This is a genomic window from Vineibacter terrae (assembly GCF_008039615.1).
GTDB lineage: Bacteria > Pseudomonadota > Alphaproteobacteria > Reyranellales > Reyranellaceae > Vineibacter > Vineibacter terrae.
Genome location: NZ_VDUZ01000016.1, coordinates 31,945 through 55,288 on the forward strand (window position 1 = coordinate 31,945; position 23,344 = coordinate 55,288).

The following is a 23,344-nucleotide window of genomic DNA, read 5'->3' on the forward strand; positions in this document are numbered from 1 at the left end:
CTCAGCTTGCGTCCCGCTCCACCTCGCAGGCATAGGAACGGTGTGGCGCCGAGCCGCTGATCGGATCGAGCAGAGTGTCGTCGATCAGCAGGTTGTAGTTGGCGCCGTCTTCGGAGAAGGGATCGAGCGGCGGCAGGCCCAGCGCCTCGTTGCCCGCCCACCAGCCATAGGTCGAGGTCACGACGCGCGGATCGAGATGCGCATCGAGGTTGGCGCGCATGCGGATGCTGCCGGCGGGCGTGCGCAGGCGCACCCAGTCGCCATCGGCAATGCCGCGTGCCGCCGCGGTATCGGGATGCAGCTCGATCAGGGGATCGGGCATGCGCCGCCGCAGCGCCGCGATGTCGCGATGCTGGCTGTGGTTGAAGTAGATGCGCTTGGTCGAGGTCAGCACCAACGGGTAGCCCGGGCCGGCCGTTTCGGGCGACACCAGCGGTGCCACGTAATCCGGAAGCGGTGCCTGTCCGTGATCCAGCAGCCGTTCGGAATAGACCTCGGCCTTGCGGGTCGGCGTGGCAAAGCCGCGCGCGACGCCGTCCGCCAGCTCGGCGAAGCGCCGGTAGCGCGGCTCCATCGGCAGGTCGATGCCGGCGGGGCTTTGCCGCAGCGCCTCGAGCGAAAGACCCAGCGGCGCCAGCAGCGCGGCGTAGCCGGCTTCGATATCGCCGTCCCAGAAATCGGCGCCGAAGCCCAGGCGCCTGGCGAGCTCGAACACGATCCAGGCATCCGACCGGCTTTCGCCGCGCGGCGGCAGCACGGCCTGGCGGTACTGGACCCGGCGCGCCGCCGCCTGGGTCGGCTCGAAGCCGATGCGCAGCGCATCGCGCTCGAACGGCATGTTCACGGGCAGCACCACGTCGGCGAAGCGGGCCGTCGGGTTCATCACCACGTCGGCATGGACGTAGAAATCGAGCCGCGCCAGCGCCTGGGCGATGCGCCGGCTGTTGGCGTGCGAGACCGCGAGATTGGCGCCGAAGGCGATCAGGCCGGCGACGCGGTAGGGTTCTGCATCGATGACCGCGCGACAGAAATCGTCGGTGCGCACCCAGCCGCGGGCGGGCGGGCCCAGTGGCCGCTCGTCCAGGCCCAGCGCCTTGCCGCGCTGGGCCGGCGACAGGAAATCACGGCCGCCGAGGTCCGCCGCCGCCGGCTGCGCCAGCGCGATATTGCCGCCGGGCACATCATGGCTGCCGGTGAGCATGTGGAGCAGGGCGATGGCCCGGTCGGTCTGCGTGGCGTTGGTGTGCTGCCCGACGCCGGTCCAGGCATAGAGGCAAACCGGGCGCGCCGAGTGCAGCAGCTGCGCCGTGCGCTCGATATCCTCGGCCGGCACCCAGCAGATTTCGGCGGCGCGCTGCGGCGGGTACTGGGCGCATAGCGCGGCGTAGAGGTCGAACGCCGGCCGGCAGACGACCCGGCCGGCCGGCCCGTCCAGGGTCACGGCGCCGCGCAGCGCCAGGTTCCCGGTGTCGATGTCGGCGTCGTAGGCGCCGCGGCGGGGATCGTAAGGGATGGGCCGGCTCGAGAGCCGATCCCATGCCGCCAGCCGACGGTCGCCGGTGCCGTCGAGGTCGCCCATACGCAGGAAGCGGCCGGTATCGGCGCGCACCAGCAGCGGCCCGTTGCTCCACTGTCGGATGAAGGCAGCGTCGAACCAGCCGCGTTCCAGCATCACATGCGCGATCGCCAGCGCCAGGGCCCCGTCGGTTCCCGGCCGCACCCGCAGCCACATGTCGGCGCCGACCGCCGGTCCGGCCCGGCGCGGGTCGACCACCACCACCTTGGCGCCGCGCCGGCGGGCTTGTGCAGTCCCCAGCGTGTGGTCCAGCCAGGAGACGGCCGGATTGTGTCCCCACAGCAGCACGCAGCCCGTGTTGTCGAAATCCGGCGAGCGGATGCCGACGCCCCAGGTGAGCTCGTGCGCATGGTCCTTATGCCAGTTGCAGATCTCGGTCGCGAAGAGGCTGTTGGGGCTGCCGAAGCGGTTGACGAAGCGCTCGATCCAGAGCAGCGCATCGGAGATCGGCGCCGCGCTGGGCGACGTGGACGCAAACGCCACCGCTTCCGGTCCGTGCGCGCGCCGGATGCGATCGATGTTCGCGGTGATCCTATCCAGCGCCTCGTTCCAGCTGGCGCGCCGCCACCGCGGATCGGCGGCGTCCTTGGGCGCGGTCCGGATCAGCGGATGCAGCAACCGGTTGGGGTTGGCCACGATTTCTGGCGCCGCCTTGCCCTTCACGCACAGCGCCCGGCCGGTGGGGTGGGTGGGATCGGCTTCCAGGGCCACCAGCGACGCATCGTCCACAACGGCGACGGCGCCGCAGCGCGAGCGGCACAACGGGCAGAATGTGGGCGTGCGGGTGACGGTCATGAGCGGTTCCCAGGATTGTACAATCCGGAGGCACCATTTGAACACGCGTGCAGGGCGAGCGGCAAATGCCGGACGTGGACGCCGCGCCAAAAGAAAGGGGCGCCTTGCGGCGCCCCAGTGCTGAGAGAGGGGTACGCTACGCTACGCTGTTCAAACTCGCTCGATCACCATGGCGATGCCCTGGCCGACGCCGATGCACATGGTGCACAGCGCATAACGGCCACCGATCGCCTCCAGCTGGTTGATCGCGGTCATGATCAGCCGGCCGCCGCTGGCGCCCAGCGGATGGCCCAGCGCGATCGCGCCGCCGTTGGGGTTGACATGGTCGGCGCAGTCCGGGAGCCCGAGCTGGCGCATCACCGCCAGGCCCTGGGCCGCGAACGCCTCGTTGAGCTCGACCACGTCCATGTCGGAAATCTTCAGGCCGGCGATCTCCAGCGCCTTGCGCGACGCCGGCACCGGGCCGATGCCCATCACCCGCGGCGGCACGCCGGCCGCGGCGGCGGCGAGAATACGCGCCCGCGGCGTCAGGCCCTGGCCCTTGGCCGCCTTCTCGGAGGCCACGATCATGGCGCAGGCGCCGTCATTGATGCCCGAGGAGTTGCCGGCCGTGACCGAGCCTTCCTCGCGAAACGCCGGCGGCAGCTTCGACAGGCCTTCCATGGTGGTGTCGAACCGCGGATGCTCGTCGGCATCGACCATCTTCTCGGTCTTGCCGTTCTTGACCGTGACCGGGATCAGTTCCTTCTTGAAGAAGCCGCGCTCGGTGGCCTTCTTGCAGCGCTGCTGGCTGCGATAGGCGAAGGCGTCCTGGTCGACCCGGCTGATCTGATGCTCCTGGGCCACGTTCTCGGCTGTCTGGCCCATGGGATCGACGCCGTAGCGCGCCTTCATCGCTGGATTGATGAAGCGCCAGCCCAGCACCGTGTCCTCAAGCTTCATGTTGCGGTCGAAGCCCTGGTTCGGCTTGCCCATCACATAGGGCGAGCGCGTCATGCCCTCGACGCCGCCGGCGATCATGATCTGCGCCTCACCGGTGCGCACGGCGCGTGCCGCCATTGCCGCCGCCTCGATGCCGGAGCCGCACAGGCGGTTGACCGTCGCGCCGGCGACCTCGACCGGCAGGCCAGCCAGCAGGCCGGCCATGCGCGCCACGTTGCGGTTGTCCTCGCCGGCCTGATTGACGCAGCCATAGACCACATCGTCGACCGCACCCCAGTCGATGCCGGGGTTGCGGGCCATCAGGGCCTTGAGAGGCAGCGCCGCCAGGTCGTCGGTGCGGACACTGGCGAGCGCGCCGTTGTAGCGGCCGATCGGGGTGCGCACGGTGTCGCAGATGAAAGCGTCGGTCATATATCGAACTCCATTCGCCGACGAGCCGGGCGGCCGGTTCGCGCAGCCGGAAGTCGCTGGTTAACACTGCCGCGCGCCGGTGTCGAAGCCCAAGCAATGCCGACATCGCAACGGCGGCATGCGATGGCGCCGGTCCGGCGGGCTAGGCCGGCGACCGGCCGGCCAGCTGAGCGGCCAGGCCGGCGCAGAGGCCGACGCTGTCGACGGGCGGCGGCATGGCGAAGCTGCCGATACGGCTTTTGCTCGCGCCCAGCCGCGCCAGCGCTTCCGCCTGCCCGACGGCGGCAGCGACGCCGTCGATCAAGGGCACCGGCACGCGCTGCGACAAACGCGTGGCCAGACCAGCCAGCCCGGCGCCACCCAGGATCACCGCGTCGGCGCCGCCATCGACGGCATGGGCGCAGGCGGTGGCCAGCACCGAGAGCGAGCCGTCGGGATCGCGCGCGATGTCGGCGCCGGTCGGCGCCACGGTATGGATGCAGGCCAGGCGCGTCGAGAGGCCGCGCACGGCCACGAATTCGCGCAGCATGGGTGCCCAGCGTTCGCCGCCGGTGACGATCCCGAACCGCCCTCCAAGCTGGCATGCCGACTGGATCGACGCCTCGGCCATGCCGACCACGGGCACCGGCGACAGCTCACGCAAGGCATCCAGCCCGGGGTCGCCGAAGCAGGCCAGCACCACGGCATCGAACGGGCCGGGCGTCTCCGCCCAGGCGTCGAGCGCGGCGTGCGCGGCGATGGCGTAGGCGGCACGGCTGGCGACGTAGGCGGCGCCGAAGCGGCCGGTGACGGCCACCAGCTCGGTGGACGGCGCCGCCACCGTGTGGGCCATGGCCACCACCTTGTCGGTGATGGCGGCGGTGGTGTTGGGGTTGATCAGCAACAGGCGCATCGGCAGCCTCCGCGGCACTGTCAGCCAAGCTCGAACGTGGTGACGCCGAACAGGTTGCGCAAGTCGATCACGGGCACGGCGGCGGTATACATTCGGGCGGTCTCGAACGCTGCTTTGAAGCCGAACGATTCAGCCATCCGGACAGCGGCCGGATTGCTTTCCGGCACATCCAATACGATCGGGCCCTCACTGAGCGCCGCGCTCAGATCGCCAAGCAGGGCGGCTGCGATGCCCGTGTCGGCGGCGTAGAGCGGCCCGATCTTGGTGCCGCGGCGGCAGGGGCGGGCCACCGCCAGTCCGGCAAGGGTGCCGTCGCGCAGCGCGACGCGGGCGCGGTGGCCCGGCAATGCCAGCCACAGCGACAGGAAGGCATCGCGCGGCGCCGGGAAGAACTGCCGGTCGAAGGCCGCGAGCGGCTCGAACGGCAGCGATGCGGCATCGGCGAGGACGATGCCGGCCGGCGGCGCGGCGCGTCCGGGCGGCGTCCCCTCGAAGCGGATGTTGCGCCAGGCGAGGGTGAAGCCGGACTTGCGGTAGTTGTCCTGCTGCGCCGGCACGCCGTCGAGGCCGACAAGGCGGCCGGACAGCCGCGCCATGCCGGCGTCCCAGACCCTGATGCCGCATCCCTGTCCGCGTGCCGAGGGGTGCGCGATGTAGAAGCCCAGGAAGCCGAAATCGGTGCCGTAGCGCACGACCGAGATGCAGGCGCCCGGCACGCCATCGCGCAGGCCGACCAGGAACCCACCCGGGTCGGCAGCATGGAACGCCGGCGCATCGGCAAGCCCGGGATTCCAGCCCTCGGCCGCCGCCCAGTCGATGGCGAGATCCAGCTCTGCCCGGCTCATGCTGCGAACGACGAAGCGGTCGGTCATTGGATCACCTCTGCGAAGCAGGCGTGCCGGGAAGGCTAGGGAGAGCCGACCCGCGCGATGATCGCGACCGGCCCGCCGCCGGCAGGGCCCTGGTGCTCGGCACCGCCGGAGACGTAGAGCATGGTATCGCCGATCAAGCCGGCAAGAACACCGCCAACCAGCGCCCGCGCGTGGCGCGTGCTGTGGATGTCGCTGTCGTCGAGCATGATATGGCGGCGCCCGCGGATCATGCCGGCCGGCGCGGCTTCGGCCTTGGCGAGCACGGCGACGATGCGCTCGCGTGCCTCTGTCGGCACCTGACCCGCGGCGGCGAGGCCGAGCCGGCTAAGCGCGCGCCGCGCGGCTTCCAGGTCGATGGCATCGGCCATGACGTCGTGCTCGATGCGCAGGTCGCCGGTCCAGCCCGTCGCATTGCCCAGCACGATGATCTCGTTGCGCTGCAGCTCGACGCCGGCGGAGGTGCTGGCAACGCCGGAAAACAACGACCAGTCGGAACCGACAGCGGCGTCGGCCACCTGCGCCGCGCAGATCTCGCCCAACGCCACCGCGACGCCGAGAGCCGAGGCGCCGCGCGACAGGGCCATTGATTCATACGTGTCCTGCGTCGCGGTGTCCGCGCCGCGTGCCCGGGCCTCGCCGATCCGCTCCTGCGTCAGCAGCGGGCACTTGATCTGCACGAAATGCGCGTCGGCGGCATCATCGATGCCGGCCTCCGCCATGGCGGCACGGACCGCGGCGGCGGTTTCCCGGATCTGCGCCGCCCGGCCGATCTCCTCCGGCCGGAAGCGCCGGGTGAAGCCGATGCCGATCGCCAGGCGCTTGCCGGCATCGGGCAAGCGCTCCTCGGCTTTCCGACGGCAGAACACGGTCAGGTGGGGTGACAGGCCGCCCTCCGTGCCGCCCGACATCACCAGCGCGATGCGCTGCTCGACCGCGGCCATCGTGCATGCCAGCCGCTCGGCCAGCAGCACCTTCAGCGCCAGAGTCGCATAGCCGCGGGTGAAATCGTTGACGCAGCCATTGCCCTCCGTCTTGCCCACGATGCCGACGATCTCGTCGGCGCGGAGCAGGCCCCTGTCGAGCGCTTGCGCCAGCGCCGTGGTGTCGTTTGGGCCTGCGGTCGGGAGCCGCAGCACCTGTGCTTGCTGTTGCAGGGCCATCTCTAGACGGCCCGGCCGGCATCCGAGCCGCGGCGGGCTCGACGGTGGCGGATCACCTGCACGGCGATGATGGCCATGGCGATCACGGCGAAGGAGAAGACCGTGGTCACCGTGCCCAGGGCGTAGAGGACGGGTGTGGTGACATTGGTGGTCATGCCGTAGATCTCGAGCGGCAGCGTGTTGAACGAGCCGGCCGTCATCAGGCTGCGCGCGAACTCGTCGTAGGAGAGGGTGAAACCGAACAACCCGACCCCCACCAGGCTGGGCGCCAGGATCGGCAGCACCACGTGGCGGATGGTCTGCCAGGGCGTGGCGCCGAGATCGCGGGCCGCTTCCTCGTAGGCGCGATCGAAGCGGTTGAACACCGCGAACATGATCAGCAGCCCAAACGGCAGCGTCCAGGAAAGATGCGCGCCGAGACCGGAGGAATACCAGGCCGGCTGCCAGCCCAGGATGTTGAACATCAGCCCGATCCCCAGCGAGATCAGGATCGAGGGCACGATCAGGCTGGCGACGGCCAGGTAGAACACCACCGACGCGCCGCGGAACCTGTGCCGGAACGCCAGCCCGGCCATGAACGACACGGCCACGGTCACGACCATCACGATCAGGCCCAGCGCCAGCGAGCGCTGGAATGCGCCGCCGAAGTCGCCCACCGCCTGGGTCTCGAACAGGTTGCGGAACCAGTGCAGCGACATGCCGTTCATCGGGAATGTCAGCCCGCCGTCGGGACCCTGGAACGACAGGATGATGATGGTCGACATCGGCCCGTAGAGGAACACCACGAACAGGCCGAAGAATACCGCCAGCGGGTAGAAGCTCCTGGAGCGTCGGGTCGCGGTGTGCATGGTCAGAGCTCGCGGCGGATGTCGACGATGCGCAGCATGCCGGCCACCATCGCCAGCACGACCAGCAGCAGCACCACGGCGTTGGCCGCCGCCGCGGGGTACTGCAGCAGCGACATGGCGTTGGCCATCATCAGGCCGACCGAGGCGCTCTGGCCGCCGCTCATCAGGCGCACGGTCACGAAGTCACCCATCACCAGGGTGACGACGAAGATCGAGCCGATGGCGATCCCGGGCTTGCACAGCGGCAGCACGACATGGCGCACGATCTGACTGCCGCTCGCGCCGGCGTCGCGCGCGGCCTCGATCAGCGAGCGGTCGATGCGCATCATCGAGTTGAAGATCGGCACCACCATGAACAGCGCATAGAGGTGCACGTAGGCGAGCACGACCGCGAAATCGGAGAACAGGAGGAACTCGAGCGGCTCGCGGATGACGCCGAGATCAATCAGCGTCGTGTTCAGCAGGCCGTTGCGGCCCAGGAACGGAATCCACGAGATCATGCGGATGATGTTGGAGGTCCAGAACGGGATCGTGCACAGCAGGAACAGCGCCATCTGCCAGGTCACGCTCTGCACGTGGAAGGCCAGGAAATAGGCCACCGCGAAGCCGATCGCCAGGGTGAGCGCCCAGACCATGGTGGCGTAGCGCAGCGTGTTGCCGTAGGTGCGCCATGTCACCGGCGATTCGAGCAGCTCGCGATAGTTGGTGAGCAGCATGTCGGGGATCACGCGCACCGTGTCGTAATCCCAGAAGCTCACGACCACGATCGTGACGATCGGCACGGCCAGGAACAGCAGGAAGAGCGCCGTCAGCGGCGTCACCTGCAGGTATGGCGCCCATGCGGCGACGCCGGCGCGCCGCGCCGCCACGCGGGGTGCCGCCGCGGGCGCCTCTTGAGCCACGGACCCGACGCTCACGCTGTTGCCCTGTTTCGGTAGAAGGACATAGGCAGGATCCGGCGCGATGAGAGGATGCAGCATGCCGTCATCCTCTCCGCGCGCCGCCACTCATGCCGCGATGAACTGGTTCCACTTCTGGACCATGTAGCGATCCTCATCCATCACGGCGTTCCAGCACGACACCTTGCCCATGCGGTCGGCGAAGGAGCCGCCATCGCGCACGGCGCCGGCCTTCTCCATCACCTTGCCCTCGGGGTTCTTGATGTCGCCTTTCGCCGGCTTGCCTTCCATCCAATAGCCCCACTCGTCCTCGCTCATGTGCGCCTTGGCGGTTTCAAGCACGGCGGAATAGTAGCCCTGGCGGTTGAGGAAGGCGCCGACCCAGCCGGAGAGGTACCAGTTGATGTACTCGTAGGCGGCGTCGAGCTGCAGGCCGGTCAGATGCTTGGCGATGCCTAGCCCGCCGCCCCAGGCGCGGTAGCCTTCGGCCAGCGGCTGGTAGACGCACGGCACGCCCTTGGAGCGCACGGCCGTCACTGCCGGCGACCACATCGATTGGATGATCACCTCGCCCGACGTCATCAGGTTCACCGATTCGTCGAAGGTCTTCCAGAAGGCGCGGAACTGTCCGGCCTTCTTGGCCTCGGTCAGCACCGAGATCGTCTTGTCGATCTCGGCCTTGGTCATGTTGCCCTTGTCGCCGTACTTGATGACGCCCATCGACTCACAGATCATCGCCGCGTCCATGATGCCGATCGACGGGATGTTCAGGATGGACGTCTTGCCCTTGAACTTGGGGTCCATGATGTCCTTCCAGTTCGTGATCGGACGGCCGACCAGATCCGGACGGATGCCGAGCGTGTCGGCGTTGTAGATCGTGGGAATCATCGTCATCCATTCGGTCCGCGCCATGGCGAACTTCACGGAGTCCTTGCCCTCGACGAAACCGACGGTGTGCGGCGCCGTGCCCTGGGCGATGGTCGAAGCAGGCGTCAGCTTGCCGTTGAGGAAGATCGGCACGATCTTGTCGACCAGCTTGATCTTCTTGGTGTCCATCGCCTGCATGACGCCGGCCGGGAAGACCTTGCGGCAGATCCAGTATTCGATATCGGCGATGTCGTAGGATTTGGGCTGCGTGACGGCGCGCTGCGTGACGGCATCTGAATCGAGCGCCGTCATCTGCAGGGTGAAGCCGAGATCCTGCTTCACCTTCTCGGCGATCGGGTTGAGGCTCGACACGCCGGTGCCGAATTGGCGCAGGGTGACGTTCTTGATGTTCTGCGCCCAGATGGTGGGGAAGCCGCCCATCGCGCCGCTGCCCAAGGCCGCGCCGGCCAGCGCCGCCGATCCCTTGAGCGCGGCGCGGCGTCCCAGCCGCCTCGATGCCGGCCCGGCGCTGATGCCGTTCTTCATGTGGGTCTCCCTTCGTTAGCTGGCGATGACGTGGATGTCCTCGAGCGCCCAGGACACGGTGGCGGCCTGGCCGATGCTCACGGGGTCGGCGAAGAAGCGCTGCTCCGGCAGCGCCACCACGAAACCGTCGGTGCCCGGCACCGCCAGCGCGACCTCGACCTGGGCGCCGAGATATTCGATGGCGCGCACGGCGCCGCGCAGCGACATGTCCGGCGGCGCGGCGCCGGAAGCGAGGTTGGCCCGGTCGGCCCGGATCGCGAGGTGCACATCGGCCCCGCGCATTGCAGCATCGCGTGGCAGCGCCAGGCGTGCGCCGCCTTCGAGGACCGCCACCGGAGCGCCGGCCGCGGCGTCGATCTTGGCCGCCAGCACGTTGTGGCCGCCGATGAAGCGGGCCACGAACGCGCTGCCGGGATGATTGAAGATTTCGCGCGGCGGCGCCGCCTGCTCGATGCGGCCATGGGTCATCACGACCACGAGATCGGCGAGGGCCATCGCCTCCTCCTGGCTGTGCGTGACATGCACGAAGGTGATCCCGAGCTTGGTCTGCCAACGCTTCAGCTCCTCGCGCATGCGCACGCGCAGGAATGGGTCGAGCGCCGACAACGGCTCGTCGAGAAGCAGCACGCCGGGGTCGGTGATGAGGGCGCGGGCCAGCGCCACGCGCTGCTGCTGGCCGCCCGAGAGCTGCGTCGGCAGGCGCGCCGCGTAGGTCTCCATCTGCACCAGGCGCAGCAGCTCCATGGCGCGTGCTCGGCGCTCGGCCTTGGCGACGCCTTTCATCCGCAGGCTGAAGGCGACATTGTCGACGCAGTCGAGATGCGGGAAGAGCGCGTAGCTCTGGAACATCATCGCCGTGCCGCGGCGCGCCGGCGGCAGGTCGGTGATGTTGTCCTTGCCGAGCAGGATGTCGCCGTCGCTGGCATCCTCATGGCCGGCGATCATGCGCAAGGTGCTGGTCTTGCCGCAGCCGCTGGGTCCCAGCAGGCAGCAATAGGCGCCGGGCGGCACCACGAGGTTGATCGAGTCGACCGCAACCACGGGTCCGTAGCGCTTGGTGAGCGCGATCAGTTCAAGCTTCGCCGGATTGGCCATGGGCTCCCCATTCGCGCGCTGCTCTGCAAACGGGGTGCCAGCCGGACGCGGCTGTCGACGGACAGGGCATGCAGCCGCGTCTGGCCGGTGCCTGCACGGATGCAGGGCGCGACACAGGGTCATCTGCCCCAAGGCTCGGCGATTCGCTCAAACTTTGGGCGGATGACGAGTATGGGAGTACCAATGATCTTTCCGCAGCGTGTCATGAACAGGTGCTACACTTCCAAGATCGCGGCTCCTTTCTGACGGCAACGATGACCTCTCCGCTTTCCGGTTTTGTCGACCGTGCCCTCGACCGCGTCGCGCGCGCCTTCCGTGACGCCACCACGGGCGCCCGCGAGGTGGTGGGCGCACCGCTGCGCCCTGACCTTCCCGACGATGAGCTGCCGCGGCTGCGCCGCCAAATCGACGTCTGCCTGTCCGGCCCCGGGGGCGAGACGGCCGCCCGGGTGCGGGCCGCCGAACTCGGCCGCACCTATCTCGGGCTGTCGGCCGATGGCCGGCGCAAGTTCCTGACCATCCTGGCGCGCGACCACGGCCCGGATGCCGATGCCATCACGGCCGCCATCACGCGCTGGCAGGAGGCTGCCGATGACCGCGGCAAGGCTGCGGCCGAAGCGGCGTTGCGCCGCGCCCTGGAATCGCCGGCGGCGCAGCTCCTGGCCCGGTTCAACTCCTTGCCGGAGGGCGTGAAGTTCGTCGTCGACCTGCGCGCCGAGCTGCTGCGCATGGGCCGCAAGGACCCGGCGATCGCGCGCTTGGCCGAGGACCTGCGTCGGCTGCTCAGCACTTGGTTCGATGTCGGCTTCCTCGACCTGCGCCATATCGACTGGGGGGCGCCGGCGGCGCTTCTCGAAAAGTTGATCGCCTACGAGGCGGTGCATGCCATCGGCTCATGGAGCGACCTGAAGAACCGCCTCGATTCCGACCGGCGCTGCTTCGCCTACTTCCATCCGCGCATGCCCGACGAGCCCCTGATCTTCGTCGAGGTGGCGCTGGTCGATGGCATGGCCGACAACGTGCAGCGCCTGCTCGACGAGTCGGCGCCGACACGCGATCCGCGCGCGGCCAATACGGCGATCTTCTATTCGATCTCGAATTGCCAGCCAGGCCTGGCCCGCGTCAGCTTCGGCAACTACCTGATCAAGCGCGTCGCCGAGGACCTCAAGCGCGAGCTGCCCAAGCTCGGCATCTTCGCGACGCTGTCGCCGATCCCAGGCTTCGGCACCTGGCTGGACTCGATCCTGGAGGCCCAGGGCGATGCGGCGCTGCTGCCCACCGAGTGCGAGGCCCTGGCGGCGGTCACCGATGCGGCGCACGGCGCCGCTGCGGTCAAGCTGCTGCTGGCTGACAGCGCATGGCCGACCGTGCGCGCCCACGAGCAGGTGCTGAAGCCGATCCTGATGCGGCTATGCGCGTGCTACCTCGTGCGCGAGACCCGCGCGGGCAAGGCGCTCGACCGTGTGGCCCACTTCCATCTCGGCAACGGGGCACGCATCGAGCGGCTGAACTGGCTGGGGGACCCGTCGCCCAACGGCCTGAAGCAGGCCTGCGGATTGATGGTGAACTACCGCTACAAGCTCGAGGACGTCGACGCCAACCACGAGGCCTACGCCGACGGCAAGATCGTGGCGTCCAACGACGTCAAGCGCCTCGCAAAGACGTAACTCCTCTCCCGCGAGCGGGAGAGGAAGGGGCCCATTGCGCGAAGCGCAATGGGAAGGTGAGGGACTACAAACGAGGTGCCTTGTCCTTAGCCCCTCACCCGACGAGCGCTGACACGCTCGTCGACCTCTCCCGCATGCGGGAGAGGTAAGACTACTTCCGATTCAAATGCTTCAGCTTGTGACCCGGCCGCGGCCACTCGAAGCTCACCAGCTTGCCGGTCATCGACAGCGTGGCGTAGGCCGTGCGCAGCCCGTCGCCACCGAAGCACACGTTGGTGACCATCGGGTCGGGCAGCTTGTACTGGTCGACGCGGCTGCCGTCGGGCCAGATGTCGGACACGGCGCCGGTGATCAGCGTGGCGACACAGACATGCCCTGCCGAATCCACCGCCAGCGAGTCGAACATCTGGTAGCCGCCCAGGCCCGCCACCACGCGGCCCTTCTCGCCGCGGTAGGGGCCGTTGGCCGACTTGATCTCGCCCGGGGCCTGCAGCTCGAACGACCAGCAGCGCGCCGTCGGCGTCTCGACCACGTAGAGCGTCTTCTCGTCGGGCGACAGGCCGCAGCCATTGGGCCGCTCGAGCGGGAAGATCTTCTCCTCGATCTTCGAGCCGTCGGCCTTGGCGTAATAGACCGCGCCGCGATCGTTGTCGCGCTCGCGCGTCTTGCCCAGATCGGTGAACCAGAAGCCGCCGGCATCGTCGAACACCAGGTCGTTGGGGCCGTTCAGCCGCCTGCCGTCGCAGGATTCGTACAGCGTCTCGAACTTGCCGGTCTCGGGATCCACGACCTGGATGCTGCCGCCGCGATAGTCGTCCGGCTGGGTGCCCGGGAAGATGCGGCCGTCGGGGCGCTCGATCCAGTTGAAGCCGCCGTTGTTGGTCACGTAGATCTTGCCGTCGGGGCCCATCGCCGCGCCGTTGGGGCCGCCGCCCAGCTTGGCGATCACGTGCTGCTTGCCGTCGGGCATCACCCGGGTCAGCGTCTGGCGCGCGATCTCGACCAGGATGATGGTGCCGTCCGGCATCGCCACCGGTCCCTCGGGGAACCTCAGGCCGGTGGTGATCTCGCGGACCTTCGGTTCGATCGTCGTCGTCTGCATCGTCGGCTCCTTACCGTCCCTTGAACTGTGCCGGGCGCTTGGCCAGGAAGGCGGCGACGCCTTCCTTGAAATCCTCGCTGCGGCCCAGCTCGCGCTGCAGGTCGCGCTCGACGTCGAGCTGCGCCGAGAGGTCGTTGCCGTGGGCCACGTTCAGCGCCTTCTTGATGCTGGCGAGCGCCAGCGGGCCGTTGGCCAGGCGGCGGGCCAGGGCGGTCGCCGTCTCCATCAGCGCGGCGTCGTCGACGACGTCCCAGATCAGGCCCCAGGCCAGCGCCTTGTCGGCCGGAATCTGCTGCGCCAGCATCGCCATCGCCCGCGCCCTTGCGTCGCCCACCAGGCGCGGCAGGAACCAGGTGCTGCCGCCGTCGGGCAGCAGGCCGATGCGCGCGAAGGCCTGCAGGAAGCTGGCCGATCTGCCCGCGATGGCGATGTCGCTCGCGGTCACGAAGCTCATGCCGACGCCGGCCGCGACGCCATTGACGGCCGCCACGATCGGCTTGGGCAGGGCCCGCATGGTGCGGATCACCGGGTTGAAGAAATGCTCCAGCGCCGCGCCCGAATCGGCCGTGGCGCCCTGCGCCCGGTCGGGATCGGAGAGGTCGGCGCCGGCGCAGAAGCCGCGGCCGGCGCCGGTCAGTAGCACGGCGCGCACGCGGGTGTCGGTCGCCAGGGCCTCCCAGCACTCCTTCAGCTCGCTGATCATGCGCCGTGACACGGCGTTAAGCTTCTCGGGCTGGTTCAGCGTGATGGTGGCCAATCCGTCGTCGTGATCGCAGCGGATGGTGGTGTAGGTCATGGCGTGCTCACCGTCCCTTGAATTGCGCCGGGCGCTTGGCGAGGAAGGCGCCGACGCCTTCCTTGAAGTCCTCGCTGCGGCCCAGCTCGCGCTGCAGGTCGCGCTCGAGGTCGAGCTGCTGGTCGAGCGAATTGGTGCCGGCTTCGTTCAAGGCCCGCTTGATCGCGGCGTAGGAGAGCGTCGGCCCGGCGGCCATGCGCTTGGCCAGCGCCCGGGCTTCGTCCATTAGCGCGGCGTCGTCGACCACCTGCCAGATCATGCCCATCTGCTCGGCCTTCTCGGCCGGCACCGACGTGCCCAGCATCGCCAGCGCCCGGGCACGGGCGTCGCCCACCGTGTGCGGCAGGAACCAGGTGCCGCCCAGATCGGGGATCAGCGAGATGCGCACGAAGGCCTGGTCGAAGCGGGCCGAGCGCGCGGCGATCACGATGTCGGCGGCCAGCGCCAGGTTGGCGCCGCCGCCGGCGGCGACGCCGTTGACAGCCGCGATCACCGGCTTGGGCAGCGCCCGGATGCGCCGCATCATCGGATTGAACAGGCGGTCCATCGCTGTGCCGACGTCGGGCCTGCCGTCGCTGCCGGCATCGCCCGGGCCGCGGCCGCTCAGGTCGGCGCCGGCGCAGAAGCCGCGGCCGGTGCCGGTGATCAGCACGGCGCGGACGTCGGCCGAATCGCGGGCGCGATCGAGGGTGTCGTTCATCGCCGCGATCAGCGCGTGGCTCATGGCATTGAGCCGCTCGGGCCGGTTCAGCGTGATGGTCATCACACCGTCGGCGATGTCGGCAAGTACGGGCTGTTCTGTCATGGCAAGGTCTCCTGGCCGCGGACTGTGGCATGGCCGGACAAGCGCCGTAAACGATCGTTCACGGCGCTGCGCATTCGGGTTTCTGTTCTGCGAAAGAGCGGAGGCCTTTGGCTTCAGGGTGAGCCTGTCGAACCATGAAGCGGTCCCACGCCACGGTCGTGCGAGGCTTCATGGTTCGACAGGCTCACCATGAAGCTTGCGCGTCCTACGCCGCCTTGCGTTTCATGCGGTAGCGGATCGGCAGCCGCTTGAGGCCGCTCACGAACGTTGCCTCGACCCAGGCCGGGTCGCCCGCCAGCTCGACATGCTCGAGCCGTGACAGCAGCTCCTCGTAGAGGGTGCGGATCTCCATCTTGGCCAGGTGCTGGCCCAGGCAGAGATGCACGCCATAGCCGAACGCGATATGCGGATTGGGCGCGCGATCGACCTTGAAGGCATAAGGCTCCGCGAACACCGCTTCGTCGCGGTTGGCCGAGGCGTAGCACATCATCAGCGAATCGCCGGCCCGGATCGTGTGCCCGTGCAGGTCGTGGTCGACCGTGGCGGTGCGGAAGAAGTGCTTCACTGGCGTCACCCAGCGCACCATCTCGTCGATCGCCAGCCGCAGCAGGTCGGGCCGCGCCCGCAGCTTCGCCAGCTCGGCCGGGTTCTGCATCAGCGCCAGCAGGCCACCCGCGGTGGTCGAGCTGGTCGTATCGTGGCCGGCGGTGGCGATGATCACATAGTAGGACAGCGCCTCGAACTCGCTGATCGGCTTGCCGCCGATCTGGGCGTTGGCGATGACGCTGGCCACATCGTCCTTCGGGTTCTTGCGGCGGTCGGCGATGAGGGCGCCGAAATAGCTGAAGAATTCCTTCACCGTGGCGCTGACATGGGCCTTCTCGTCGGTATCGCCGCCGCGGCGCATGTCGGGGTCGCGCGCGCCGAAGATCTCCTGCGTCAGCTTCAGCATCAGCGCTTCGTCCTCGCGCGGCACGCCCAGGATCATCATGATCACCCGCAGCGGATACCAGACGGCGACATCGCGCACGAAGTCGCATTCGCCGTCCATGTCCTCCAGCCGATCGACGAACTCGCGCGCCAGCGCCGCCAGCCCGGCCTCGAGCTTCTTGAGGTTGGGCGGCATGAACCAGGGCTGCGTCAGGTTGCGATAGACGCGATGGTCGGGGTCATCCATGTTCACCAACGTGCGCAGCAGCAGGTGGTTGCCGCCGGTGATCCGCTTCACCCGCTCCTCGTCGGCGATGCTGGTCAGCACCAGGCGTGGATCGTTGATGAAGCGGTCGTTCTGGCGCTCGATGTCCTTGATGTCGGCGTGCCGCGAGATGGTCCAGAACGGCCGCACGCTGTCCGGCGCCGTCCAATGCGCCGGCCGCTCACGGCGCAGCCGTGCGAACAGCGCATCGCAGGCAGCCTGGTCCGCGTAGGTCCGAGGATCGACGATCGCCCGATCGATCCCGGCTTGGTCGGCGGCTGCGTCCGCAGGCATGGTCCGCTCCTCTTCTTGCGTAGGCGCAATTTGCATAGACGCGAATCGGTGTATCCATGATTGGGCCCGGTCCGGCGCCGACAATCAATGGCCTCTTGCCATCCGCCGCCTAATTCGGTATTGCAATACCGAATTAGGCGTGCAGCTCCAACCAACCAGCGATCATTGCTATGACCATGGCCAATATCCTCGTCCTGATCGGTACTGAATCCGGCAACGCCCAGATGGTGGCCGACGCCGTGCGCGACCCTCTCGAGGACGCCGGCCACGGCGTCACGATCTCCGACAAGGCGACGCACGCGGACGAATTCGCCGGGCACGACACGTTGCTGGTCATCTGCGCCACCCACGGCTCGGGCGACATCCCCAGCAACATCCTTCCCCTGCACGAGACCTTGTCGCGCGAGAAGCCCGACCTGTCGCCCTGGCGCTACGGGGTGATCGCGCTGGGGGACATGACCTACCAGGACACGTTCTGCGGCGGCGGCAAGCAGATGGACGCGCTGCTGGAAAAGCTGGGCGCCAGGAAGGTCGGCGATCGCCTCGAGGTCGACGCCTCGATCCAGCCGCTGCCCGACGAGGAGGCCGTGGGCTGGGTGAAGGAGTGGGTGAAGCTGGTGTGATTGAACGTGCAGCGAGGATATGCTGCCAGCGTGGCTCCAGCCGCACCGTTCTTTTCGCCCATGCCGCGTCGGGCGAGCAACCTGGGCGCAGGGACGGTGCATCGAGCCCTCGCCGTGCTCGTGGTGACGAGCGCTGTCGCGCTGCTGCTGGCACAGCCGGATAGTACACCGTCGCAGGCATCGTGAGTACGTTAGTGCTGGGCGCAAGGGGGGCGGGATGACCTTCTTCGCGCAATGTCCGCTTCGGCCCTCTTGGTCAACGCGCCAGGACCATCACCCGATACCTATGGTCACGATTGATCTGCAGCGATTTGGACGCATGAATATCGTCGCGGGAATTGCGATGTTTGACTTGGGACGGCCATCGCTGTGGGAGTGGCTAAGGCGTCATCCACGAATAACTACATCGAAACAGGTCGGTTCGACGGTGTAATTCCAGTCGCCATGGAAGTCATGGCGTTTGAGATTGATCGCTTGCAGGTCGGCGTCCGAGATTTTGATGCCGGCCGGATAGGTGTTGGGATCGAGTTGGCAGCGCACCGTCAAGCCCGCCTTGGTCGTGGTGGCCGCGATCAGCTCGACGATGACTTTGTGGCTGACCAGCGGCTTGCCGCGCCAGTTGGCGGTGATGAAGGAGAACAGGCGATGCTCGATCTTGTTCCACTTGCTGGTGCCGGGCGGCAGGTGGCAGACGGTGATGGGCATGCGCAGCTCGTCGGCGAGCCTCTGGAGCTCCAGCTTCCACAGCCGCACCCGTGAGCCGTTGCTGCCGCCGCCGTCGGCGGTGATCACCAGACGCGTGGCGCCAGGGTAGCGCGGGCGGCCGCTCTGCAGCCACCAGCTGCGAATGGCGTTGGCCGCGAATGCCGCCGTGTCGTGATCGATACCGACGCTCACCCAGCCGGTATTGTCGGCGATGTCGTAGACGCCGTAGGGCACCGCGCGCCCCAGTTCCGGGATGACGAAGTCGTGCACGCGCACCTGCGGCGGCGAGCCTTGGGGATGCCATTCGCGCCCGGCATTCTTGAAATCGCCGACCAGTTCCTTCTTCTTCGTGTCCACCGAGATCGCCGGCTCGCCGGCGGCCAGCGCCGCCTTCACCTGCTCGTTGATGTAGTGGAACTGGGCGTCGCGATCAGGATGGCTCGCCCCCTCGCGGGCCTTGCGATTGGCCTGCAGCCGATAGCCCAGCTGGTGCAGCAGCTCGCCCACCAGCGTGCGGCCGATCTGGTGGCCCATGGCGCACAACGCGCCGGACAGCTTGCTCAGGCTCTTGCACGTCCACAGCAGCGGCGACTGGGGATCGCCCCGCGTGTCGGGCTCGATCAGCGCCCGCAGGTCAGCGACCAGGCTCGGATCCGTCGCGCTCTTCGGCTTGCCACCAGCCCCCGGCCGACGCACCCGCGTCGGATCAATCGTCTCGCCGCTGCGCACCTCGCGCAAGGCCCGGCCAATGGTGCTGCGGGCGATGCCGGTGGCACGCGCCACCGCTGCGATCCCGCCGCGCCCCGCCGCCCGCGCCTCCGCCGCCGCAAAGCGCCGCCGTGCCCGTTCGTCGAGCACAGGACGCAGCGTCTCAAACCGCTGCCGGATGGCTGATTCATCGATCACGCCGGCATGCTACAGGCCCCGCCAGCCAAACGGAATCCATCACCCCCCAACCGCCGATCACGATCGATTCATCTATCGGCGGACAACGCCTAAGGACGAGAGCCCGTGTCGAGCCTCGGTTGTGACTTGCTCTCCTTTGTATTGCCTTTCTTTGGCAGAGCCTTCTGTGTGGGCGGAGAAGGTGGCGTAGTAGCCTCAATTTTAGGACCGCCGCCAAGAGCGGTGAGTTCACGCCGCCACTCGGGCCGCTTGGTGACCATCAGCTTGACGGCAGCCGCATGCAATTTCGATCCGGCATCCATGTGAACTCCGTCGGCCAATGAGTTGATATAACTCAACTTAAGAAATGATACGCAAAGCATGGTAGATAACTTCCGCCTCGTTGTCGATATAGGACCAACTCACGGGCGTGCTTCTGAGCTGCCCTGTTCTCGGTTCCCACCTGACGGCTCGTCCAAGGCTGTCCTTACGTCTAGGCAGGCTGAACAACTGCTCGTATCGTCGCGGCGCGATGCCTATAAACGGCACAAACTGCACGACCGATGCGTCCTCAAACGTGGGCTCGATGGCAACTTCACGTCCGTAGAGTTCGCCGACCAAGCTCTTCGGATAGGGTTCGATGTACACCACGCGACGGATTCCAGCGGAAATGATGTGCCTCGCGCACATGTGGCACGGAAACGTCGTGCAGTAGAGGTCCGTATTTCTGACAGAGATGCCCTTCCGGAGAGCTTCCATCAACGCGTTCATCTCGGCGTGGACGATCCTGCCGTATTCAATGACGTTGTCGACACGAGTACCTTCCAGCATCCCAACGGAACGTCCCCGCCGCGACGGCCCGTGTAAGGCGGCATGCGCCAGCCGCTGAACCCCGCGAGCCCGAATGTTGGTGGTCAGCCATTTCTCTTCCTTAAGCGCAGAGAAGATTTCCTCCAGGATCTCGTGCTTCTTCATCGCGTTGGAGTCGTATCCAATCCGATAGTCCCGCAAGTCTGCCCCGAGGGGGTCGTCCACCCAAACAACGCCGCCTCCGGCCATTGGCACGTCGTTGCATCCCGCACCGATCAACTCGCCCATATCGTTCATGACAACCGCGCCTACCTGCCTCGCGAGGTCGGCTGAGCGCAGAGCGGCGCCGCGGGCCAGAAACATCGCGTATTCGGAGCGAGTCGGGGTGTGGAAAGGGTGGCCGAAGATGACCTCAAAGAACCGATTCAGTTGTCGGTAAGTCGACGCGGCGTCGCTGACTTCAACAAAGACGTCTGCCTTGGGAAACGCGTTGCGCACGCTCTGACCATATTCGTTGTCGCCTGCGCTCGCATCCATCTCGATCAACCGTTCGGCGTCCGCGCGGCAGGAGGATGGATCCGTAATTTGCTTTGATTGAGCGATGATCTTCGCCAGCCGGTTCACACGGCTATCCCTTGGGGAATACAAGGAAACGACAAAAAACAGGTCGCCGTACACACGGCGCAGAAAGTCTATTTCATCAGGGTGCTTGAGCGAGTTGAGAACATAGGCGCCTCGTGAGAGAGGTTTGAAGTACCGCCATGCACGAGGCCGTACATGGCGATTCTCGGAGAACCTATGCTCCTCGATAAGTCGAATTGAGAGCTGCGCCAGTATGGACGAGTCGCTTGCTGTCCTTCGTAGGCGGTCGCCAGCACGCATGTATCTCTCGAGACGCGCATCTTCACTTGCGCGACCGGCCGGCAAGTTTACGCCTCTTCCATACATCCTGATGATGTCTGAGAGCCGGACGTGCTTCGTCGTGTAATCGAACACCGCCAAGCTCTGCTCAATGCACGACGTCGCCGTTTGCCAATCGGTTCCAACTGGCCCAACCAATCCGATGAACACCTCGGCATCCCGCAGCGGTGCTAGAGCAACTGGACCATTCTTCATTATGTCAATTCCCGTTGCGCTCAGAGGCGTTTGATTGCGAGATAGTATACGATCTTATGCAACCGGCGATAAGAATCTGCTGAATGCCGAAACTATTGCGATCGCTCGCAATCTCATTAAAAAAGCTCTGAGATCTCAATCCTGCAGGTTTTCCGATGCCCGACGGTCAGATCCTCATCAACGGCGACTGGCGCCCGCCTGCGTCCGGCGCGGCGCTGCCGGTGTTCAACCCCAGCGACGGCGCCGAGTTCGCCAGGATCGCGCGCGGCGTGGCCGAGGATATCGATCGCGCGGTGAGAGCGGCGCGGGCGGCGCTGGAAGGCGGCGCCTGGGGGCGGATGACGGCGGTCGAGCGCGGCCGGCTGCTGTCGAAGATGGCCCAGAATGTGGCCGACCACGCCGAGGAGCTGGCGGTGCTGGAGGCCAAGGATACCGGCAAGCCGATCTCGCAGGCGCGCGCCGATGCCAGCGCGCTGGCGCGCTACTTCGAGTTCTACGGCGGCGCGGCCGACAAGATCCACGGCGAGACCATCCCCTACCTCAACGGCTATACCGTCTTCACTCTGCGCGAGCCGCACGGCGTGTGCGGCCAGATCATCCCGTGGAACTATCCCATGCAGATCTTCGGCCGCACCGCGTGCGGCGCGCTGACCATGGGCAATTCAGTGGTGATGAAGCCGGCCGAGGAGGCCTGCCTGTCGGTGCTGCGCGTCGCCGAGCTGATGCTGGAGGTCGGCTTCCCGCCCGGCGCCATCAACATCGTGCCGGGTCTCGGCGTCGAGGCCGGCGCGGCTTTGGCCGACCATCCCGGCATCGATCACCTGAGCTTCACCGGCTCGCGCCAGGTCGGCGCGCTGGTGCAGGCGGCGTCGGCGAGGTTCAACCGGCCCTGCACCATGGAGCTGGGCGGCAAGAGCCCGCAGGTGGTGTTCGCCGATGCCGACATGGACGCGGCGCTGCCGTTCATCACCCGCGCCATCATCCAGAATGCTGGCCAGACCTGCTCGGCGGGCTCGCGGCTGCTGGTCGAGGACAAGGTCTATGACAGCTTCGTCGGGCGCGTCGCCGAGAAGTTCAAGGCCCTGCGCGCCGGCCCGTGGGACCGCGATCTCGATGTCGGCCCGCTGATCTCGCGCAAGCAGAAGGAGCGCGTCGACGGCTTCGTCGGCAAGGCTGCCGCGGCCGGCGTCAAGCTGCTGGCAGCGGGCGAGACCGCTGCCAACGCGCCGGCCGGCGGCTATTACGTGGCGCCGCAGGTCTACGGCGACGTGCCGGTCGGCCACGTGTTGGCGCAGGAGGAGGTGTTCGGGCCGGTGCTGGCCGCGATCCGCTTCCGTGACGAGGCCGACGCCATCCGCATCGCCAACGCCACGCCCTACGGCCTGGTGGCCGGCGTCTGGACGCGCGACGGCGGCAAGCAGATGCGGCTGGCCAAGGCGATCAAGGCAGGTCAGGTGTTCATCAACAACTACGGCGCCGGCGGCGGCATCGAGCTGCCCTTCGGCGGCGTCAAGGGCTCGGGCTTCGGCCGCGAGAAGGGCTTCACGGCGCTGCACGACTTCTCGACGCTGAAGACGGTCGCCATCCAGCACGGGTGATTTTCCTTTCCCGCCAGACGGGGAAGAACGAACCGGGAGGACATCATGCGTCTGAAGGACAAGGTCGCGATCGTGACGGGTGCCGGCCAGGGGATCGGCGAGGCGATCGCACGGCGGATGGCCGAGGAAGGCGCGGCCGTGGTCGTCAACGACGTTAATGCCGCCAACGGCCAGAAGGTGGCCAAGGACATCACCGACAAAGGCGGCCGCGCCGTCTTCTGCGAGGGCGACGTCACCAGGCTGGCGGCCAACGAGGCGATGGCGGCGGCAGCGACCAAGAGCTTCGGCCGCATGGACGTGTTCGTCGCCAATGCCGGCGTCACGCACTGGAACAAGCCGATGCTCGACGTCACCGAGGACGAGTTCGACCGGATGTTCGCGGTCAACGTCAAGGGCGTCTACCAGGCCGCGCGCGCCTGCGTGCCGGTGTGGGAAGCGCAGAAGTCCGGCAACATGATCGTGATCGCCTCGACCGCCGGCATCCGGCCGCGGCCGGGCCTGGTCTGGTACAACGCCACCAAGGGCGCGGTGATCATCGCGGTCAAGGCGATGGCGGCCGAGTTCGGGCCCAAGAACATCCGCTTCAACGCCATCTGCCCGGTGGCCACGGAAACGCCGCTGCTGGCCCATTTCATGGGTGGCGACAACGCCGACAACCGCTCGCGCTTCAACGCCACCGTGCCGCTGGGCCGCCTGGGCCAGCCGCTCGATCATGCCAATGCCGCAGTGTTCCTGGCGTCGGACGAATCGTCGTTCATCACCGGCGTCGACCTGCCGGTCGACGGTGGCCGCTGCATTTGATTTTCCTTCTCCCGCAAGCGGGAGAAGGGCTCGACGGTGTCCGT

Annotated in this window: 19 protein-coding genes; 4 read left to right on the forward strand and 15 right to left on the reverse strand. The window is 67.5% G+C overall.

Annotation, left to right across the window (positions count from 1 at the left end):
- Position 1: 1 nt before the first annotated feature.
- From FHP25_RS15425 to FHP25_RS15465, 9 genes are all read right to left on the reverse strand, one after another.
- Positions 2-2,371, reverse strand: a complete 2,370-nt coding sequence (locus tag FHP25_RS15425; RefSeq protein ID WP_147847838.1) for a molybdopterin-containing oxidoreductase family protein — start codon at positions 2,369-2,371, stop codon at positions 2-4.
- Positions 2,372-2,521: 150 nt separating this feature from the next.
- Complete coding sequence (gene pcaF, locus FHP25_RS15430) at positions 2,522-3,724, reverse strand: 3-oxoadipyl-CoA thiolase (protein WP_147847839.1); 1,203 nt, start codon at positions 3,722-3,724, stop codon at positions 2,522-2,524.
- Positions 3,725-3,866: 142 nt separating this feature from the next.
- On the reverse strand, positions 3,867-4,616 hold the full coding sequence (locus FHP25_RS15435) for an aspartate/glutamate racemase family protein (RefSeq protein ID WP_147847840.1): 750 nt from the start codon (positions 4,614-4,616) through the stop codon (positions 3,867-3,869).
- A 20-nt stretch (positions 4,617-4,636) separates the two neighbouring features.
- Positions 4,637-5,488: a GNAT family N-acetyltransferase gene (locus tag FHP25_RS15440; RefSeq protein WP_147847841.1), complete on the reverse strand. Its 852-nt coding sequence runs from the start codon at positions 5,486-5,488 to the stop codon at positions 4,637-4,639.
- A gap of 35 nt (positions 5,489-5,523) precedes the next feature.
- The gene (gene atzD / locus FHP25_RS15445; protein ID WP_456243303.1) at positions 5,524-6,624 is read right to left on the reverse strand and encodes a cyanuric acid amidohydrolase; all 1,101 of its coding nucleotides are present in this window, start codon (positions 6,622-6,624) and stop codon (positions 5,524-5,526) included.
- Between the two features lie 26 nt (positions 6,625-6,650).
- The gene (locus FHP25_RS15450; RefSeq protein ID WP_147847843.1) at positions 6,651-7,496 is read right to left on the reverse strand and encodes an ABC transporter permease; all 846 of its coding nucleotides are present in this window, start codon (positions 7,494-7,496) and stop codon (positions 6,651-6,653) included.
- Between the two features lie 2 nt (positions 7,497-7,498).
- On the reverse strand, positions 7,499-8,476 hold the full coding sequence (locus tag FHP25_RS15455) for an ABC transporter permease (protein ID WP_147847844.1): 978 nt from the start codon (positions 8,474-8,476) through the stop codon (positions 7,499-7,501).
- Between the two features lie 27 nt (positions 8,477-8,503).
- A complete protein-coding gene (locus FHP25_RS15460) occupies positions 8,504-9,808 on the reverse strand; it encodes an ABC transporter substrate-binding protein (protein WP_147847845.1) in 1,305 nt (434 codons plus the stop codon).
- A 15-nt stretch (positions 9,809-9,823) separates the two neighbouring features.
- Entirely contained in the window at positions 9,824-10,903 is a 1,080-nt protein-coding gene (locus FHP25_RS15465; protein WP_147847846.1) for an ABC transporter ATP-binding protein, read from the reverse strand.
- Between the two features lie 254 nt (positions 10,904-11,157).
- On the opposite strand from FHP25_RS15465, the gene FHP25_RS15470 reads away from it, so the two are divergent.
- A complete protein-coding gene (locus FHP25_RS15470) occupies positions 11,158-12,570 on the forward strand; it encodes a malonyl-CoA decarboxylase domain-containing protein (protein WP_147847847.1) in 1,413 nt (470 codons plus the stop codon).
- A gap of 151 nt (positions 12,571-12,721) precedes the next feature.
- On the opposite strand, the gene FHP25_RS15475 is transcribed toward FHP25_RS15470, so the two are convergent.
- The 4 genes from FHP25_RS15475 to FHP25_RS15490 all read right to left on the reverse strand — a co-directional run bounded on the left by FHP25_RS15475 (position 12,722) and on the right by FHP25_RS15490 (position 16,762).
- Positions 12,722-13,672, reverse strand: a complete 951-nt coding sequence (locus FHP25_RS15475) for an SMP-30/gluconolactonase/LRE family protein (RefSeq protein ID WP_147847848.1) — start codon at positions 13,670-13,672, stop codon at positions 12,722-12,724.
- A gap of 10 nt (positions 13,673-13,682) precedes the next feature.
- Positions 13,683-14,468, reverse strand: coding sequence for an enoyl-CoA hydratase-related protein (locus tag FHP25_RS15480; RefSeq protein ID WP_147847849.1), 786 nt, complete (start codon positions 14,466-14,468; stop codon positions 13,683-13,685).
- Positions 14,469-14,475: 7 nt separating this feature from the next.
- Complete coding sequence (paaG, locus tag FHP25_RS15485) at positions 14,476-15,273, reverse strand: 2-(1,2-epoxy-1,2-dihydrophenyl)acetyl-CoA isomerase PaaG (RefSeq protein WP_147847850.1); 798 nt, start codon at positions 15,271-15,273, stop codon at positions 14,476-14,478.
- Positions 15,274-15,478: 205 nt separating this feature from the next.
- Positions 15,479-16,762, reverse strand: coding sequence for a cytochrome P450 (locus FHP25_RS15490; protein ID WP_147847851.1), 1,284 nt, complete (start codon positions 16,760-16,762; stop codon positions 15,479-15,481).
- 170 nt (positions 16,763-16,932) lie between these two features.
- Between FHP25_RS15490 and FHP25_RS15495 the strand changes: the two genes are divergently transcribed.
- On the forward strand, positions 16,933-17,385 hold the full coding sequence (locus FHP25_RS15495) for a flavodoxin domain-containing protein (RefSeq protein WP_231712336.1): 453 nt from the start codon (positions 16,933-16,935) through the stop codon (positions 17,383-17,385).
- A 387-nt stretch (positions 17,386-17,772) separates the two neighbouring features.
- Here the strand turns inward: FHP25_RS15495 and FHP25_RS15500 are convergent, their stop codons facing one another.
- On the reverse strand, positions 17,773-18,996 hold the full coding sequence (locus tag FHP25_RS15500) for an ISAzo13 family transposase (RefSeq protein ID WP_147847853.1): 1,224 nt from the start codon (positions 18,994-18,996) through the stop codon (positions 17,773-17,775).
- Between the two features lie 339 nt (positions 18,997-19,335).
- Positions 19,336-20,901 carry an anti-phage dCTP deaminase gene (locus FHP25_RS15505; protein WP_147847854.1) on the reverse strand — a complete coding sequence of 522 codons (1,566 nt, stop codon included), beginning with the start codon at positions 20,899-20,901 and terminating at the stop codon, positions 19,336-19,338.
- 155 nt (positions 20,902-21,056) lie between these two features.
- On the opposite strand from FHP25_RS15505, the gene FHP25_RS15510 reads away from it, so the two are divergent.
- Together FHP25_RS15510 and FHP25_RS15515 are read left to right on the forward strand one after the other, a co-directional pair.
- Positions 21,057-22,499, forward strand: a complete 1,443-nt coding sequence (locus FHP25_RS15510) for an aldehyde dehydrogenase family protein (RefSeq protein WP_147847855.1) — start codon at positions 21,057-21,059, stop codon at positions 22,497-22,499.
- Positions 22,500-22,544: 45 nt separating this feature from the next.
- Positions 22,545-23,300: a glucose 1-dehydrogenase gene (locus tag FHP25_RS15515; protein ID WP_147847856.1), complete on the forward strand. Its 756-nt coding sequence runs from the start codon at positions 22,545-22,547 to the stop codon at positions 23,298-23,300.
- Positions 23,301-23,344: the final 44 nt, after the last annotated feature.